Annotated in this window: 14 protein-coding genes; 6 read left to right on the top strand and 8 right to left on the bottom strand. The window is 66.7% G+C overall.

Features of this window, described 5'->3' with window-relative positions; genetic code table 11:
• Positions 1–243: 243 nt before the first annotated feature.
• The 5 genes from ACFQ2S_RS05155 to rpiA form a co-directional block, all read right to left on the bottom strand.
• Positions 244–441, bottom strand: a complete 198-nt coding sequence (locus tag ACFQ2S_RS05155; protein ID WP_386073267.1) for a DUF2065 family protein — start codon at positions 439–441, stop codon at positions 244–246.
• Entirely contained in the window at positions 438–1,322 is an 885-nt protein-coding gene (gene hflC / locus ACFQ2S_RS05150; RefSeq protein ID WP_386073266.1) for a protease modulator HflC, read from the bottom strand. Before hflC ends, ACFQ2S_RS05155 begins: the two co-directional genes overlap by 4 nt.
• A gap of 1 nt (position 1,323) precedes the next feature.
• A complete protein-coding gene (hflK, locus tag ACFQ2S_RS05145) occupies positions 1,324–2,490 on the bottom strand; it encodes an FtsH protease activity modulator HflK (RefSeq protein ID WP_386073265.1) in 1,167 nt (388 codons plus the stop codon).
• Between the two features lie 87 nt (positions 2,491–2,577).
• Positions 2,578–3,936 (bottom strand): glutathione-disulfide reductase, encoded by a 1,359-nt coding sequence (gor, locus tag ACFQ2S_RS05140; protein WP_386073263.1) that lies wholly within the window; start codon positions 3,934–3,936, stop codon positions 2,578–2,580.
• Positions 3,937–3,968: 32 nt separating this feature from the next.
• Positions 3,969–4,757, bottom strand: a complete 789-nt coding sequence (gene rpiA / locus ACFQ2S_RS05135; RefSeq protein WP_386073261.1) for a ribose-5-phosphate isomerase RpiA — start codon at positions 4,755–4,757, stop codon at positions 3,969–3,971.
• A gap of 209 nt (positions 4,758–4,966) precedes the next feature.
• On the opposite strand from rpiA, the gene ACFQ2S_RS05130 reads away from it, so the two are divergent.
• Positions 4,967–6,340 carry an L-serine ammonia-lyase gene (locus ACFQ2S_RS05130; protein WP_386073259.1) on the top strand — a complete coding sequence of 458 codons (1,374 nt, stop codon included), beginning with the start codon at positions 4,967–4,969 and terminating at the stop codon, positions 6,338–6,340.
• Positions 6,341–6,454: 114 nt separating this feature from the next.
• On the opposite strand, the gene ACFQ2S_RS05125 is transcribed toward ACFQ2S_RS05130, so the two are convergent.
• Positions 6,455–7,132 (bottom strand): thiamine diphosphokinase, encoded by a 678-nt coding sequence (locus ACFQ2S_RS05125; protein WP_386073258.1) that lies wholly within the window; start codon positions 7,130–7,132, stop codon positions 6,455–6,457.
• A gap of 142 nt (positions 7,133–7,274) precedes the next feature.
• On the opposite strand from ACFQ2S_RS05125, the gene ACFQ2S_RS05120 reads away from it, so the two are divergent.
• A complete protein-coding gene (locus tag ACFQ2S_RS05120; protein ID WP_386073257.1) occupies positions 7,275–11,528 on the top strand; it encodes a hypothetical protein in 4,254 nt (1,417 codons plus the stop codon).
• 94 nt (positions 11,529–11,622) lie between these two features.
• Here ACFQ2S_RS05120 and ACFQ2S_RS05115 read toward each other — a convergent pair whose 3' ends face one another.
• Entirely contained in the window at positions 11,623–11,895 is a 273-nt protein-coding gene (locus ACFQ2S_RS05115) for a DUF2842 domain-containing protein (RefSeq protein ID WP_386073255.1), read from the bottom strand.
• A 1-nt stretch (position 11,896) separates the two neighbouring features.
• Positions 11,897–13,189: an adenylosuccinate synthase gene (locus tag ACFQ2S_RS05110; RefSeq protein ID WP_386073253.1), complete on the bottom strand. Its 1,293-nt coding sequence runs from the start codon at positions 13,187–13,189 to the stop codon at positions 11,897–11,899.
• Positions 13,190–13,360: 171 nt separating this feature from the next.
• Between ACFQ2S_RS05110 and secG the strand changes: the two genes are divergently transcribed.
• The 4 genes from secG to ACFQ2S_RS05090 all read left to right on the top strand — a co-directional run bounded on the left by secG (position 13,361) and on the right by ACFQ2S_RS05090 (position 17,415).
• The gene (secG, locus tag ACFQ2S_RS05105; RefSeq protein WP_386073252.1) at positions 13,361–13,726 is read left to right on the top strand and encodes a preprotein translocase subunit SecG; all 366 of its coding nucleotides are present in this window, start codon (positions 13,361–13,363) and stop codon (positions 13,724–13,726) included.
• A gap of 198 nt (positions 13,727–13,924) precedes the next feature.
• On the top strand, positions 13,925–15,568 hold the full coding sequence (locus tag ACFQ2S_RS05100; protein WP_089230972.1) for a CTP synthase: 1,644 nt from the start codon (positions 13,925–13,927) through the stop codon (positions 15,566–15,568).
• A gap of 216 nt (positions 15,569–15,784) precedes the next feature.
• A complete protein-coding gene (locus tag ACFQ2S_RS05095) occupies positions 15,785–16,717 on the top strand; it encodes a PhzF family phenazine biosynthesis protein (RefSeq protein ID WP_386073250.1) in 933 nt (310 codons plus the stop codon).
• Positions 16,717–17,415 (top strand): hypothetical protein, encoded by a 699-nt coding sequence (locus ACFQ2S_RS05090; protein WP_386073248.1) that lies wholly within the window; start codon positions 16,717–16,719, stop codon positions 17,413–17,415. The genes ACFQ2S_RS05095 and ACFQ2S_RS05090 overlap by 1 nt, the downstream gene beginning before the upstream one ends.
• The last annotated feature ends 20 nt before the right edge of the window (positions 17,416–17,435 follow it).

Below are 17,435 nucleotides of genomic sequence, written 5' to 3'. Positions count from 1 at the left end.
GGGGGAACGGCTCAAAGGCGTTTCCTTGTGCCAGCAAACGTTGATGATCGGCGCCGAAACAGCAATTCAAAGTGCCGTCGCGCCGCGTCACGACCCTGTGTGCCAGCGGTGATACCTGCCCGTCCGTCTCCCCCGTTCATGCTCCGCATCAAAGTCTCTCAGGCAAAGGGGATTCTCGCAAGTCATTGACACGCGATCCGCCTGCGCGCCGGCGGCAGGCCGCCCGCTGTCCGCCTGCGCGCGTTATCCCGAAACCCAGGCTGCCAGCCAGAGCAGAATCCCGCCCAGCGTCATCGCCAGCAGCCCGATCAGCCGGCGTGTCTCCACCGGCATCTCCACCAGCATCCGCAGGACCTCCTCCATACGGGAAGGGGCCAGTGCAAGCACCAGCCCCTCCAGAACCAAGACCAGCCCGAAGGCCAGGATCAGGATTCCGATCACTCGACCGCAACTCCCCTCGAGGCACCGAAGTAGTTAAAGAATTCGCTGTCGGGAGAAATCACCAGCGACGAATTCTCACCTCTCAGCGATTGCTCGTAAGCAGAGAGCGAGCGGAAGAACTCGAAGAACTCCCGGTCGGCGCCGAAGGCTTCGGCATAGATCGTGGTGCGTTCGGCGTCGGCCTCACCGCGAACGATCTCGGATTCCTTGTTGGCCTCGGAGACGAGTTCCACCACGGTCCGATCGGCTTGCGCGCGAACACGCTGTGCAGCCTCGTTACCGCGGGCGATCTCGTCGGCGGCTTCCCGTTCGCGCTCCGCGCGCATGCGCTCGAAGGTGGCGTTCAGGTTCTGCTCGGGCAGGTTGGTCTGCTTGAGGCGCACATCGACCACGTCGAGACCGAGCGAGCGCGCTTCGGCGCGGGACTGGTCGCGAATGCGGTTCATCAGGATCCGGCGGTCTTCCGACAGGATGGTGTCGGAGGTCACCTGATCGGCACCGAGCACCTCCCGGATCTGCGCATTCAGGATCGAGCTCAGGCGGCTCTCGGCGGCGGGCAGCCCACCGACGCCAACGGCCTGGCGGAACCGGACCACGTCCGCGATCCGATAGCGCGCGAAGGCATCGACGACGAGACGGCGGTCATCCGACGGCGTGACCTCGATCGTGTCCGTGTCGAGCGCGAGGATCCGGTCGTCGTAGAAGACGACTTCCTGGATCAGCGGGATCTTGAACGCGAGGCCCGGCTCTTCCTTGACCCGCTTGATCTGGCCGAACTGCAGCACCAGCGCCTTCTCGCGCTCGTCGACGATGAAGATCGAGGCCAGAAGGCCGGCCACAAGGATGACGGCGATAGGCAGGAAATAGGTTACACGCTTCATCTCAGTTGCCTCCCTGCTCGGTGGCGGTCGTGTTGCGGCGCAGTTCGTTCAGCGGCAGGTAGGGCACCACGCCCTGGCCGCTTGCGCCGGTTTCTCCAAGGATCACCTTGTCGACATCGCCAAGCACCTTTTCCATCGTCTCGAGATAGAGTCGCTTGCGGGTCACCTCGGGCGCCTTGCGGTATTCGGTGAGAACGGCGGTGAAGCGGCTGGCCTCACCCTCGGCCTCGTTGACCACCCGGGCGCGGTAGCCTTCCGCCTCCTCGAGCACCTGCGCGGCCTCACCGCGCGCTCCGGCGAGGACGCGGTTTGCATAGGCGTCGGCCTGGCGTTCGAGCCGGTCGCGCTCTTGCTCGGCGGCCTGGACTTCGCGGAAGGCGTCGATCACCTCTCGCGGCGGGTCGGCCTTGTCGAGGTTGACACGGACGATGTTGATGCCGCTGTCGTAGCTGTCCAGCGTTGCCTGAATGCTCGATTTCACATTCTCCGCGATCAGGCCACGATCCCGGTTGAGGATCGGCGCAAGTTCGGAGGCTGCGATGATCTCGCGCATGGCGGATTCAGACACCGCGCGCACCGTGTCGCGGCCGTCACGCAGGTTGAACAGGAACTTGTCGGCGCTGTTGATGTTCCAGACCACCTGGAAGTCGATATCGACAATGTTGGCGTCAGTGGTCAGCATCAGGCCCGTATCGTTGCCGCGAGATGCGAAATCGTCGCCGATGTCCTCGGTACGTTCGGAGGTGACGTTGACGACCTCGGCGGTAACCAGAGGCCAGGGCGCAAAGTTGAGGCCTGGATTGCCGGTGGCGTAGAACTCGCCCAGGAACAGTTCGACCGACTGCTCTTCGGGTTTCACGGTGTAGAACGAGGCGAGGCCCCAGAGAACGACCACCGCACCCAAGCCAAGAAGCGCTGTGCCGCGGGTCAGCTTTGGCCCCTCGCCACCACCGCCACCGGGACGGCCGGGCTCGCGCGGGCCACCGCCGCGGCCGCCCATCAGGACGCGCAGCTGCTCCTGGCCCTTTTTCACGATCTCATCGATCTCGGGGATCTGGCTTTCCCCTCCGGGGCGGCGTCCACCGCCACCGCTACCACGATTTCCGCCACCCTGCTGGCCGCCGCCACCGGAGCCGCCGCCCCAGGGTCCGCCGCTGTTTCCTGCCATGAATTCTCTTCCCTCTCGGTTCTCGTCGGTCGGTCCCTTTGCCAAATGGTTGCCCCGGCGCGCATTTCAAGCGCCCCGTGCGCGGCGTCAGGCGGTCCGGACCGGCGTCTTCAGGGTCACCAGCTCTTCCGACATGGTCGGATGAACGGCAACGGTTCGGTCGAAATCTTCCTTGGTGGCGCCCATCTTCACCGCAACGCCGGCAAGCTGGATCATCTCGCCGGCGTGGTCGGACACGATATGGACGCCCAGCACCTTGCGGGTATCGGCGCAGACGATCAATTTCATCAGCACGCGGTCCTCGCGCCCTATGAAGCTCTTATGCATCGGCCGGAAGGCCGTCGAGTAGACCTCGATAGGGCCCTTCTCGCGCGCATCTTCCTCGCTCAGCCCGACGGTGCCGTATTCTGGCTGGGTAAAGACGGCCGAGGGGATCAGGTCGTGATCCGGTGCCGTGGGGTTGCCCTTGAACACCGTCTCGACGAAGGCCATCCCTTCGCGGATCGCCACGGGCGTGAGCTGGACGCGGTTGGTCACGTCGCCGATGGCATAGATCGAGGGCACCGAGGTCTGGCTGTACTGGTCCACCACGACCTCGCCGCGCCGACCGATCTCGACACCGACCTCCTCGAGCCCAAGCCCGGCGCTGTTCGGCGTCCGCCCGATGGCAAAGAGTACCTGGTCGAACGTGAAGGTATCGCCGGTGGTCGAGCGCACCTCGATACCGTCCTCGACTTTCTCCATCGACAGGATGTTGGTGCCGCAGTGAATGTCGATGCCGTGGCGCTGCATGTGTTCGGCGATATGGCCACGCGCCTCGCCGTCGAAGCCACGCAGGATCTGCGCGCCGCGGTAGAATTGCGTCACCTCCGTGCCGAGCCCGTTGAAGATGCAGGCCATCTCGCAGGCGATATACCCGCCGCCGACCACCAGCAGCCGCTTGGGCAGCTCATCGAGGTGGAAGACCTCGTTGGAGGAAATACCGAGTTCGCCGTTCTCGACCTCCGGGATCGAGGGCCAGCCACCGGTCGCGACGAGGATGTGCTTGGCGGTCCTCGTGGTGCCATCGGCCAGGCGCACCGTGTGGGCGTCCGCCACGGTGGCGCGCTGCGGAAAGACCGTCACGCCAGAGCCCTCGAGCAGCCGGTTGTAGACCCCTTCCAGACGGTCAAGCTCGCCCTCGAGCCGGGTGCGGAACTTGGTCCAGTCGAAGCCGCCGATCTTCACGTCCCAGCCATAGTCGACCGCCTCGTGCATCCCTTCGGCATATTCGGAGGCAAAGACCATCAGCTTCTTGGGCACGCAGCCACGGATCACGCAGGTGCCGCCCATTCGGCTTTCCTCCGCGAGCCCCACCTTCGCCCCGGCTTCTCCAGCTGCAACCCGTGCGGCGCGAACGCCGCCCGATCCGCCACCGATGACGAAAAGGTCGAAATCGAACTCCATGAAATGCCTCTCGCTGCGTGCCCCGGCCCGGCTCAGTCGGGACCGTCGGCGAAGATGTTGTCGCTGTCGAGCACATCAAGTTGCTCGTCGGCCGCCACCCCTGCGTTGAGGTCGCGCACCTCGACTCGCCCGTCGCTGTGGCCGATGACCACCGCGTCGCAAATGTCGATGAACAGGCCGTTCTCGACCACGCCCGGGATCTGGTTGAGCACCAGCGCGAGCTGCCTCGGGTTGCCGATCCGGTGCAGGTGCAGGTCGATGATGTAATTGCCCTCGTCGGTCACGAATGGCACATCATCGTTCATCCGCAGCGTCGCTTCCCGGCCCAGCACGTCCATGTTGACCAGCGTTTCCTCGACCAGCGCTTTCGTGGTCTGCCAGCCGAAGGGCACCGTCTCCACCGGCAACGGGAAGGCGCCGAGCGCGCGAACTTCCTTGGCGGCGTCGGCGATCACCACCATCCGGTCGGAGGCGGTGGCGACGATCTTCTCCTGCAGCAGCGCGCCGCCGCCACCCTTGATCAGGTTGAGGTTCTCGTCGAACTCGTCGGCGCCGTCGATCGTCACGTCGAGCCATTTCGCCTCGTCGAGCGAGACCACCGGCACGCCCACCTGGCGCGCCAGGTCGGCGGTGCGCGTCGAGGTCGGAACGCCGACAATGTCGAGCCCCTCCTCGCGGACCATTTCGCCGAGACACCGAACCATCCAGGCCGCAGTCGATCCGGTGCCAAGCCCGACCCGCATGCCGCTCTGGACGTAGTCGCAGGAGCGACGGGCGGCGATGTACTTGGCGCGGTCGATGGGCGAAAGATCGTTGGTCATGCGGCAAACTCCCAGGTTCCGCCCGGTTATAGGCCATGGACAGACCGGCTGCGAGCGGTTTTCTGCCAGATTGTGCCGACGAATTCGCGGCCCGGGCCAGCCGTTCCACGCCCACGGTGCGCGCGGGTTTTGGCGCCGATGGGTCGCAACCGGGCTATCGGGACGGCCCTACAGTGGCTATCGGAGAGAGGAGAGCAAGTGGGGATCCGATGTTTCTGAGCGTCTTCGACATCTTCAAGGTCGGCATCGGCCCATCGTCGTCGCACACGATGGGCCCGATGGTGGCCGCCGGCCGGTTCCTCGGCCAGCTGCGCGCCTCGCCCTTCCACGCCCACGGGCTGCGGGCCAGCCTGCACGGCTCGCTCGCCTTCACCGGCGTCGGCCACGCCACCGATCGGGCGGTGATCCTCGGCCTCGCCGGTTTTCGCCCCGAGAGCTACGATGCGGCGGCGGCGGAGCGGGCACTGGAGTCGATCCGGCAAACCGGGCGGATCGAGGCAGAAGGGCTGGGCACCCTGGCGTTCGCCCCCGAGACGGATCTCGTCTTCGACTACGGCCCGCCGCTGCCGGGTCACGCCAACGGCCTGATCCTGATGGCCCTCGACGCCCAAGGCGACGTGCTACTGCAGGAGACCTACTATTCCATCGGTGGCGGCTTCGTCGTTACCGAAGAGGAGCTCGGCGCGCCGCCCGTCACCACCGCCGCGCGCCCGGTGCCCTACCCCTTCGCCACCGCGGCCCAGATGCTGGAGATGGCCCGCTACTCGGGCAAGAGCATCGCGTCGATGAAGCGCGCCAACGAAGGCGTCCACCACCCGGCCGAGGCGCTCGACACCGGCATCAACCGGATCTGGCAGGTGATGTCGGACAGTATCGACCGCGGACTGGAAACCGGCGGTATCCTGCCCGGCGGGCTCCAGGTCCGACGCCGCGCCCCGGCGCTACACACCGCCCTGCAGGACGAGCGCGGGCTGAACCTCGGCGCCCCGCATACGGTGAACGACTGGATCAGCACCTATGCCATGGCGGTCAACGAGGAGAACGCCGCCGGCGGACAGGTGGTCACAGCGCCCACCAATGGCGCGGCCGGGGTGCTGCCGGCGGTCATCCGCTACTGGCTCGGGCATGTCCCCTCGGCCAGCTCCGCCCGCCTGCCCGATTTCCTGCTCACCGCCGCCGCGATCGGCGGGCTGATCAAGACAAACGCTTCGATCTCGGGCGCGGAAGCCGGCTGCCAGGCGGAAGTCGGCAGCGCTTCGGCGATGGCGGCGGCGGGGCTCGCGGCCGTCATGGGCGGGACGCCGGAGCAGATCGAGAACGCCGCCGAGATCGCCCTGGAGCATCACCTCGGCATGACCTGCGATCCGGTGCGCGGGCTGGTCCAGGTGCCGTGCATCGAACGCAACGGGCTCGGCGCGATCAAGGCGGTCAGCGCCGCCTCCCTCGCCCTGCGGGGCGACGGCCACCACCTCGTGCCGCTCGACGCCTGTATCGAAACCATGCGCCAGACCGGCGCCGACATGTCGGACCGCTACAAGGAAACGTCTCTGGGCGGCCTCGCTGTCAACGTGCCGAACTGCTGAACCGATGCCACCGCGCCGAAGGCGCGGCCCGGCCCAACTGGCAGGGGCGCATCTGTGATGCAGCGCTGCCGGACGGGAGGGCTCCCGCCGGGGCGCATCGCTGACGCGCGCGGATCACGCCCCTGACGACAGTGCGTCGATCACTGCCGACAGCGCCTTTCGCGGCAGGATAAGCAGCATCCCGCTTCCCTCGAAAGACAACTCTACCGGCCCCTCATGCCTCTGCGCTACACGATTGGATGTGCCAATCACGCCCGCAGGCGTCATCTCCAACCCGTCGATCGGCCAATGCAGACCAACAGACCGCCCCGCGCAGCTTGCCATCGGAAACAGCGAGACCCGGCTTCCGGGCGCCAGCTCCAGCGATATCCGGCGCGGCGCCGCCAGCACGACCTCCCGCTTGCCGACCAGCACGCAGGGCTGGGTTGCGCGCCGTACCAGCACGTTGAAATTGGCGAGCAGGTGATCGATCCGACGGCCGAGGAAGCCGACGCCGAGCACGAGCGGCGCGCGGACCGACCGCAGCGCCTTGTCGAAATCGGTGCTGTCCTGCTCCGTGATCGCGTGCAACCGCTCCCGCGGCAGCCGCTCCCTCGCCTCGGGACGCAGCGAATCCATGTCGCCGATCACCGCCTCTGGTACCCGTCCTGTCGACAGCACGAAGCCAGCGCCGCCATCCGCGGCGACGAGGCACGGCGCATGAGCCAGCGATTCGTCAAGATCCTCCGGCCGCGCCGCTCCGCCGCCGACCAGTGTTATGCCGACCGAAGAGCGGACAATTGGCTGTTCCATGCTAAGATTGTCCAGTTTTCCACACGAAGACCATATTCTCGCCCGGAATTGATACCTTAAATTTGGTGAGGTCGAGCGCATACGAGCATCCGTGCGCAATTAACCGTGTGGCAGGAATAGAAAGAGAGAGAGCGCGAAGACGATGGTAGGCTCCAACAAGATTCTGACCGTATCCTACGGCACCTTCTCTTGCACCCTCGAAGGGTTCGAGGATTCCTTCGGCACGATGAAGGCGATCGCGGAATACTTCCGCGACCTCGCCGCAGAGGACCGCTACTTCGGCGCAGAGCCGCCGACGCCCGACGCCGAGATGCTGCAACGCATCGTCGAAAAGGAAATCCGCCGCCGTGTCGAGGCGCGGGTCGGCGAGAACGGAATCACCCTGCGCGCCGGCGACGAAGTGGCACCCGCGCATCCGCAGCCTCTCGCCCCCGCAGCGACCGCCACAGAGCCGGCGCCTGCCGAAGCGCCTGCGCAGCCTGCTCCCGCGCAGCCCGCCGTTGCCGAAACGCCGGCGGTCGAGCCCGAGCCTGCGCCGCAGCCCGAACCGGCCAAGCCGGCAATCGCTCCGAACGAGAGCATCGCCGCCAAGCTCGCCCGCATCCGTGCCGTGGTTTCGCAGAACATTGCCGCGGAGACCGCAGCCACCGTCGCGACGGCAGCCGCTGCCACCGCAGTCGCTGCTCCCATCGCAGCGGTGGAAGAAGCCCAAGACGCGGCGCAGGACGTGCTTCCCGAAGCATCTCAGGAACTGGCCGAGCTAGCCGAAGTCGAGGCGCCGCAGCCCGAAGAAGCCGTCGAGCCGATGGCGGCTCAGGACGACAGCTATGTCGAGCCGGACTTCGCGGCCACGTCCGAGCCCGAGGACGCCCCGGCCTACGAACCGGAAACCGAGGATTTCGCGTCCGACCTTGCCCCGGCCGAAGACATGGCTTTCCCGGCGGACATGATCGCGATGGCCGATGAGCCCGAGGCCGCGCTCAGCTTCGATGTGCCGGTCTACGGCGAGATGCCGGGTGCCCTGATGGATGCCCTCGAGGACGAAGCTCCGGTCGCAGATCAGGCAACAGACATGAGCGCGCCCGAGCCGGAAATCTTCGAGGCGGAGGCCACGGAGGCCTTTGGAGAATCGGAGTCCTCCGAGCCCGGGATCCCGGTTGAGGCCGAGATCAACGTTGAGGAAACGTCTTTCACGGAAGAGGCCACGGAGCACTTCGCTGACTTGGAGACGCCGGCGCAGGAGATCGCGGGCGAATTCCAGGCTGAGGCTGAGATCCTTGTCGAGGAACCGTCTTTCGAGGCGCCGGTTTACGACCTGGCTCCCGAAGCCGAGCCGGACACGGTCTCGGTCACGGACGAAATGCCGGTGAGCGAAGAGACCCAAGAATCAGAAGAGTTCGACGCCCTCGCCGCCGAAGAAGCCGCCTGGAGCAGCGCGGAAGCCGAGGTCGCCCAGACCGAGAGCGCCTGGACGATCGAGCCAATGGCGCAGAATGAGATGGGCTGGCAAGAGCCCGAGGCTGCGGCCGAGGACGGTTTCACTCCGGTGGAGACCCAGCCGACCGATGCCGACGCAGAATCCTTCGCTGAAGACGAGGTCATGTCTCAGGATGAGATGAATGCCGAGTTCGCATCCGAAGTCGAGCAGAACGCCGCCGACTTCGAAGCGGCGACGGTGCCGGCCGACGAGTTCGCGCCCTACGAAACCACGTTCGCGCCCTACGAGACCACGCAGGAGACACAGACCTTTGACGCCCCTGCACCGTCAGCCTGGGACCAGCCCGACACCGAAGTGCAGGAACAGCCAGTCTCCTTCGCCGAAGCCGCCGAGGATGCGCCCCTGACCGAGACCGAAGCGGTTGACAAAGAGGAGACCGTCTTCGAGCCCGCCGCAGAGGATACCTACACCGAGACCTCCGCATGGGATGCGCCCGCACCGATCGAAGCCCCTGAGGCGATCGACGCGATCGAAGAGACCGTAGATCTCGCCGGGGATCCGGTCGCGATCGACGAAGGTGACGCTGCCTCGGTCCTGTCCGACTGGAGCATCACCGACGAGACCGAGGACGACGCAGTCGAAGCGGTCGCCGAGACCGACGTGATGGCCGACGAGGAAACGTCGCAGCCCGTTGCCGAGGACGCGCCCTTCGGCTTCGAAGCCCCCGAGGGTGAGACAGCCCTGGAGAGCGACGTCGCCTTCACGCCGGAGTTCGTGGAGGCTGAGGCTGAGGCTGAGGCTGAGGCTGAGGCTGAGGCTGAGGCTGAGGCTGAGGAAGTGGTGGCGGAAGACGATTTCGCTGCAACCGAGGTTCTCACCCAAGAGGTCGCGGAGGAGGCGGTCGCCACGGACGAAAGCGACGTTCCGACGATGCATGACGTGCTCGACGCCCTGGATGAGGAATTGGCCCTTCGCGATGACGAGACAGTCGAAAGGGAACAGGAAGAAGCAGCTGAATTTGCCGCCGAATCGGCTGACGCCGAGTTCGCGAGGGAGTTCGTGGCCGAAGAGACCGAGGTCGAACTGGCCGACGCCGTCGCCGAGGACACCGAAACCGTCGCAGAAGAGACCGTGGAAGACACTTCCGAGACGGCCTCGGAAGAGCCTGCCGAGCAACCCGAAGGCCGCGTGATCCGGGTCCGCAAGACCTCGCTGATGGCGTCGATCAAGGCGGCCCTCACGGGTGCCGGCCGGAAGGCCGAGAAGGCTCCGGAGACGACCGTAACCGTGGAGCCGGAGTCTCCGGCCGCGCCCGAGGAAAAGGTTGCGGAAGTGGCCGAGGTCGAGGCCGAGACCAAGGTGACCGAGGTCGCTGACCTGCCCGAGGCAGAGGTCGCGGAAGCCGAGGAACCGGTGACCGACGCCACCCTGATGTCGGACGAGGACGAGGCCGAACTGCTTCGCGAACTCGAAGAGGTAGAGCGCGAAATGGCCGAGGATATGGCCGAGGTCGCCGCGCTGGAAGCTGGTGACGCGGACGAGGCGATGGGTACGCGAGCCGACGATAGCGAGCGCGCCCCGACAACTGCCGAGCAGGAAGACGACAGCGACATCGTCGCGGCACTCTCCCAGGTCGATTTCGCCGCCCACGCCACCCCGACGGACACGATCCATGCGTCCGACTTCGAGATGCAGGACGAAGACGCCAACGCGGCGTCTGTCTCCGAGGAAGAGGATGTGCTCGCGGAGGCCCCGTTCGAACCGGAAGAGGCACCGCAGGAGATCGAGTCTCGCGACGAAGAGTTCGATGACGAGGTTGCTGCCGCGACCGAAGAGATAGCCGCTCGGGATGAGGCAGAGGAGGAGGCACCGGCTCTCGAAGCGCTGATCCTGCGGGCCTCCGACGCGATCACCGACGACGAGGAAAACGACACGCTCGACCTCGCCATCGAGAGCACGATCGCCCAGCTTGCCCAGGAGACCGAGGAGGCCAATCGTGCCGAGGCGGTCGCCGAACGCCGGGCCCGCGCCCTGTCGCAGACCGACGGCGAGGACGACAAGCTGAACCGCCTGCTCGACGAGACCAACACGAAACTCGCTGGCCCCGAACTTCGCCGCCGCCGCTCGGCCATCGAGCACCTTAAGGCCGCGGTCGCAGCGACCAAGGCCGAAGGGACCGCCAAGCGCGACACCAGCGAGACCGAATCGGAGCCCTACCGCAAGGATCTGGCCAAGGTGGTTCGCCCGCACAGCATTCCGCTTGCCGCCTACGAAGCCGGTGAAGCCGCGGAGAAGCCGTCTGAGCGGGCGCCGATCGCTGATGAGACCCTCGCCTCCGAGCCCATGCAGGACGCAACGGGCGCGACGCGCGAAGACGTCGGGTCGGCCGAGCGGACCGCGCCGGTGCGCCCGCGCCGCCCGGTTGCCAGCTCCGGCGAGCGCAGCGAAGGCGAAGGCCGCGAACGTCCGCGGATCGCACCGCTGATGCTGGTCTCCGAGCAGCGGGTCGACGCGCCTGACGCGCGCCGCCCCGAAGAGGATCGCCCGGTCGCGCCGGTGCGTCCGCGCCGCGTCTCCGTGGCTCGCTCCGAGATGTTCGACGACGCCGAAGCCGAATCGCCGATGGCCAGCCGCACCGAAGACGCCGCCGGCATCCTCGCCGACAGCACGACCTTCGACGAATATGCCGAGCGCATGGGCGCCAGTGGCCTGGAAGAACTCCTGGAATGCGCAGCGGCCTATACGTCCTATGTCGAGGGACGGCCGCACTTCTCGCACCCGCAGATCATGAACGTCGTGCGCCAGCTCGACGGTCAGGAAGCGCTGCGGCGGGAAGACAGCCTGCGGACCTTCGGGCAACTGCTGCGCCAAGGCAAGATCCGCAAGCTCGACCGGGGCCAGTTCACCCTTTCTCAAAGCTCTCGCTATACCCCGGAGGAACGCCGGGCGGTTCTCTGACCGCCCCGCACCACCGGGTGTAACGAGTATCGGACGAGGCCGCCTTCAAGCGCCTCGTCCTTTTACTTTCCGGAGAGAGGCGCCGTGGCGCCACTCACCTGTCGCCGGGCGTGTCCGGCGCACGGGGGGGCCTGGTCACGCGCGCCTCGGGTTCCGCGTCGGGATCGGGCTTGCCGATCCCGCGGAATACAAAGCGGAACGGCAGGACCCAGGCGACCCCAAGCACCACGTAGACCAGGAACTCGACAAGGATCGATGGCCGCTCCAGCGCATTCACGATGGTGACGGCGCCCACCACATAGGCGGGCATGCCGATCAGCAGAATGAAGAGGGACCAGCGCCGCCGCGCCTTGTAGCTCAGGGTCATGTCAGTCCGCGAAAGGATCGGTGACGAGGATCGTGTCGTCACGCTCGGGCGAGGTGGAAAGTAGCGCGACCGGACACTCGATCAACTCCTCGATCCGGCGAACGTATTTCACAGCCGCGCCGGGCAGGTCAGCCCAGCTGCGCGCGCCGGCCGTGCTCTCGCTCCAGCCTTCCATGGTCTCGTAGACCGGGGTCACGCGCGCCTGCTGATCGGCCGCGGTCGGCAGGTAGTCCAGCCGCTCGCCATCGAGTTCGTAGCCGGTGCAGATCTTCAGCTCCTCGAGCCCGTCGAGCACGTCCATCTTGGTCAGCGCGATACCGTTCACGCCGGAGAGCGCACAGGTCTGCCTCACGAGGACCGCATCGAACCAGCCGCAGCGGCGCGAACGGCCCGTCACGGTGCCCTTCTCGCGGCCCACGGTCGCCAGGTGCTCGCCCACCTTGTCGAAGAGCTCGCAGGGGAACGGGCCTTCCCCGACGCGGGTGGTGTAGGCCTTGACGATCCCGAGCACGAAATCGATCGAGCCCGGCCCCATGCCGGTGCCTGCGGCGGCGCTGCCCGAAAGCGTGGTGGAGGAGGTCACGTAGGGATAGGTGCCGAAATCGACGTCGAGCAGGCTGCCTTGCGCGCCTTCGAAGAGGATTCGCTTGCCGGCCTTGCGGGCGATGTTCATCTCGCGCCAGACCGGTTTTGCAAAGGGCAGCACCCTGGGAGCAATCTCGCGCAGGTCAGCCAGCAACTTCTCTGAATCGACCGGCGGCAGGCCCAGCCCCTTGCGCAGCGCATCGTGGTGCACGAGCAGCCGTCCGATACGGGTCTGAAGCGTCGCCTCGTCGGCGAGATCGGCGACGCGGATCACCCGCCGGCCGACCTTGTCCTCATATGCCGGGCCGATTCCGCGACCGGTGGTGCCGATCTTGGCCACCGAGTTCTGCGCCTCGCGGCCCCGGTCCAGCTCGCCGTGCAGCGGCAGAATCAGCGGCGTGTTCTCGGCGATCATCAGGTTGTCGGGCGTGATGTCGATGCCCTGCGCGGCCAGCTTCTCGACCTCGGACACCAGCGCCCACGGATCCAGCACGACGCCGTTGCCGATGACGCTGATCTTACCCTTGCGCACGATTCCCGACGGCAGCAGCGACAGCTTGAACACCTCGCCGTCGATCACCAGCGTGTGGCCGGCATTGTGTCCGCCCTGAAAGCGGGCGATCACATCGGCGCGCTCCGACAGCCAGTCGACGATCTTGCCTTTTCCTTCGTCACCCCATTGGGCGCCGACAACGACGACGTTGGCCATTTCCATCTCCTTGGCTGGCAGAAAACCCGCGCCGGTATAGCCGCACCCGGGCGACGCGGAAACCTCCATTCTGCCGCATCGGACATGGCAACCCCTTTCGACGGGTCCAAGGGGTTGCGGGCAGGAGGGCTTCCCATTAGATACCGCCCATCCGAATTCGAGGCTCCGTGCATGGAAAATGTCATCCTGATCGTCCACCTGATCCTGGCCCTGTGCCTGATCGGCATCGTGCTGCTGCAGCGTTCCGAAGGCGGCGGCCTGGGCATGGGCGGCGGTGGCGGCGGTGTCATGTCGGGCCGTGCCGCGGCGACCGCGCTCGGCAAGATGACGTGGCTCTTCGCCATTGCCTTCATCATCACCTCGATAACGCTCACGATTCTCGCCGCCGCGAATTCCGACACCGCATCGGTCGTCGACCGGATCACCGACGCGCCCGCGCCGGTTCAGGCTCCGGTTACCGAGACCCCGTCGGCCAGCGATCTGCTGCCGCCCGCACCGTCCGGCAACACGCCGCTGGTGCCGCAGGCCGCGGAGTAAGGCGTAACCAACAAGCCACTAGGCTTTGCATTTATCCAGAATTCGACAACAGCATCTAGAGGTGCTGTTGCCCTGTCACGGCGAATCCTCTAAAATCCGAGTCCCGTGATGGTGCGTTTCTCGGAACGCATTCTTGCTGCTGAAACCGGCGCGCTCCAAGGCCAGGAACCGCGCCCAGATCACGGGGGTCGGCCACCTATGGCACGCTTCATCTTCATTACAGGCGGCGTCGTTTCGTCCCTCGGCAAGGGGCTGGCATCCGCCGCCCTCGGCGCGCTGCTGCAGGCGCGCGGGTTCAGTGTAAGGTTGCGCAAGCTCGACCCCTACCTGAACGTCGATCCAGGCACGATGAGCCCCTTCGAGCACGGCGAGGTGTTCGTCACCGACGATGGCGCCGAGACCGACCTCGACCTCGGCCATTACGAGCGCTTCACCGGCGTCGCGGCACGGCGCACAGACTCGGTCTCCTCCGGGCGGATCTATTCCAACGTGCTGGAGAAGGAGCGCCGCGGCGACTACCTCGGCAAGACGATCCAGGTGATCCCGCACGTCACCAACGAGATCAAGGAATGGATCGCCATCGGCGAGGACGAGGTCGACTTCATGCTCTGCGAGATCGGCGGCACCGTCGGCGACATCGAGGGCCTGCCCTTCTTCGAGGCAATCCGCCAGTTCGCACAGGACAAGGGGCGCGGCCAGTCGATCTTCATGCACCTGACGCTGCTGCCCTTCATCAAGGCCTCCGGCGAACTCAAGACCAAGCCGACGCAGCACTCGGTCAAGGAACTGCGCTCCATCGGCCTCGCGCCCGACCTGCTGGTCTGCCGCTCCGAGATGCCGATTCCCCAGAAGGAACGCGACAAGCTCGCGCTGTTCTGCAACGTGCGCCCGGAGGCTGTGATCGCCGCCCAGGATCTCAAGTCGATCTACGACGCGCCGCTGGCCTATCACCGTGAGGGGCTGGACCAGGCGGTCCTAGACGCCTTCGACATCTCTCCCGCACCGAAGCCGAATCTGGAACGCTGGGAAGACGTCTCCGACCGCATCCACAATTCCGACGGCGAGGTCCGGGTGGCAATCGTCGGCAAGTACACTCAGCTCGAAGACGCCTACAAATCCATCGCCGAGGCGCTGACCCACGGCGGCATGGCCAATCGGGTCAAGGTCAATGCGGAGTGGATCGACGCCGAGATCTTCGAGAAGGAAGACTGCGTCCCGCATCTCGAGCCCTACCACGCGATCATCGTGCCCGGCGGCTTCGGCGAACGCGGCACGGAAGGCAAGATCAAGGCCGCCGAGTTCGCCCGCACCCGCAAGGTGCCCTACCTGGGCATCTGCCTCGGCATGCAGATGGCAGTGATTGAGGCCGCGCGCCACCTCACCGACATGGCAGACGCCGGCTCCGAGGAATTCGACCACGAGGCGGGCAAGAAACGCTTCACGCCGGTGGTCTATCACCTCAAGGAATGGGTGCAGGGCAACGCACGGGTCGAGCGCAAGGTCGACGACGACAAGGGCGGCACCATGCGCCTCGGCTCCTACGACGCCGTGCTCACCCCGGGCAGCCGCGTGGCCGAAATCTATGGCCGGACCGCGATCGACGAGCGCCACCGCCACCGGTATGAGGTCGACATCCGCTACAAGGACAAGCTCGAGGAGCACGGGCTCAAGTTCTCCGGCATGTCGCCGGACGGTCGCCTGCCGGAGATCGTCGAGGTAGCGGACCACCCCTGGTTCATCGGCGTTCAGTTCCACCCCGAGCTGAAGTCCAAGCCCTTCGACCCCCACCCCCTGTTCCGCGACTTCATCCGTGCGGCCAAGGACAACAGCCGGCTGGTCTGACCTGCCGCCTGTCTTCTTGGCGGAAATACACCCGCCGGAGGCACGATCTTTCGTCCGAAAGATCGCCCGCGCGCGCCTCGCGCGCGCGGCTACGCCTAACGGGAGAGTTGGCATCCACGATGCGGCCTCTCCCGGCGGGAGCCTTCCGCCGCCGGTTTACAGCACGGGAAGGATGGATCACGCTCCGACCATCCCAAAACCGTCCGGGAGGTCCGCTTGACCGACACACTCCCCTTTCACACGCTCGATGTCTTCACCGACACGCCGTTTGCCGGCAACCCGCTCGCCGTGGTGCTCGGGGCCGACGGGCTGGAGACCGCGCAGATGCAGACCATCGCGCGGGAGTTCAACCTCTCGGAGACGATCTTCGTGATGGCGCCGCGCGAGGCACGCCACGCGGCGCGCGTCCGGATCTTCTTTCCGACCGCCGAGATCCCCTTCGCCGGTCATCCGACGCTCGGCTGCGCGGCGCTGCTCGCCGAACTTCAGCACGGGACGGGCGATTTCGACGCCGAGCTGGTCCTCGAGGAAGAGGCCGGACTGGTTCCGGTCACGCTGCAACGGCGCGCAGGGCTGACCTCCGGCCGGTTCGAGGCCCCGGTCCTGCCGGTGCCGCATCCGGGCCGCGCGCCCAGCGATCTGATCGCCTCGGCGCTCGGCCTCCCGCAGGAGAGCGTCGGTTTCGACGCCCATGTGCCCGGCGCCTTTCAGGGCGGGCCGGCCTTCCTGTTCGTCCCGCTGGCCGACAGATCGGCACTCGCCGCGGCCCGCCCGATCGAACCGCATTGGTCCGAGCTCATGACCGCCGCCCAGGTCGATTCCGCCTATCTCTATACGCGCGGCAGTGACGAGGGTGCGGAAGCCGTCGATTTCCGGATCCGCATGTTCTCGCCCACGGCCGGCATCCCCGAGGACCCGGCAACCGGGTCGGCCAGCGCCATCCTCGCCGCGCCGCTGATGCAGGCCGGCGTTCCCGGCGAGGGCGTCACCCGGTTCCGTCTGCTGCAGGGCGACGAGATGGGCCGGCCCAGCCGGATCGAGCTGGAGACAACGGTCGAGACCAGGCGGCTGACCCGGGTCCGGATCGGCGGCAGCGCGGTCCGGATCGGCGAGGGCCGCATCAGGCCGCCGCGCGCAAGCGAGGGCTGATGATGCGACGGTTCGGCTGGCTGCTCGGGCTCGTCCTCGGCACCGCAGCGACGGCCGGCGATGTCGAGAACGCGGACTACCGCGTCTTGCTTGACGACCTCGACGGGCGGATTGACTTCGAGCGGCTGCCGCCCCGGGCGGAGCCCGGCTTCAACCTCGACCGCCCGGTCTATTCCTCCGGCGCATGGATCGGCGAGCGTTTCGTCGGGCAGCAGCTCTCCCCCACGAGCACCGGACACGACGCGGTCACCGGCGCTCCGGGCGGCCCCTGGCTCCGCATTGCGGGCGGCGTGCCGGGGCAGAACCTGAGCGTTGCGTCGCACCGCGGCTTCGGATCCAACGCCCTGTTTCCGCTCGGCCCTGCCGGCTTCCCGGCGCTCGAGGCACGCGGGGAGGGGGCGGTGGCGATCCTCTTCGACACCGATCAGCCCGCGACCGGGTTCCGCATCCATACCGACTACGCCGCCCCGCTCGGCACGGGCCCGGCGGCGCAGGGGAGCGTCGAGGTCTCGCTTCTGGCCCGCGACGGCCAGCGCCTCGGCCATTTCAGCCATCACCCCGGCACCGGAATCACCGAACTCGGCTATCGCCTGCAGGGGGCAGGCCCCGGCATCGCCGGGGTACTGATCGTCAACACCGACCCGGGCGGAATCGCCATCGACGACATCCTCTTTGCCAAGCCTCGACCGCTTGGATAAGCCTGTAAGGAGCGGAGGAG

Origin of the sequence: Tropicimonas aquimaris, assembly GCF_042676185.1 — a bacterium.
GTDB classification, from domain to species: domain Bacteria; phylum Pseudomonadota; class Alphaproteobacteria; order Rhodobacterales; family Rhodobacteraceae; genus Tropicimonas; species Tropicimonas aquimaris.
This window is presented reverse-complemented; position numbering and strand designations above follow the sequence as displayed.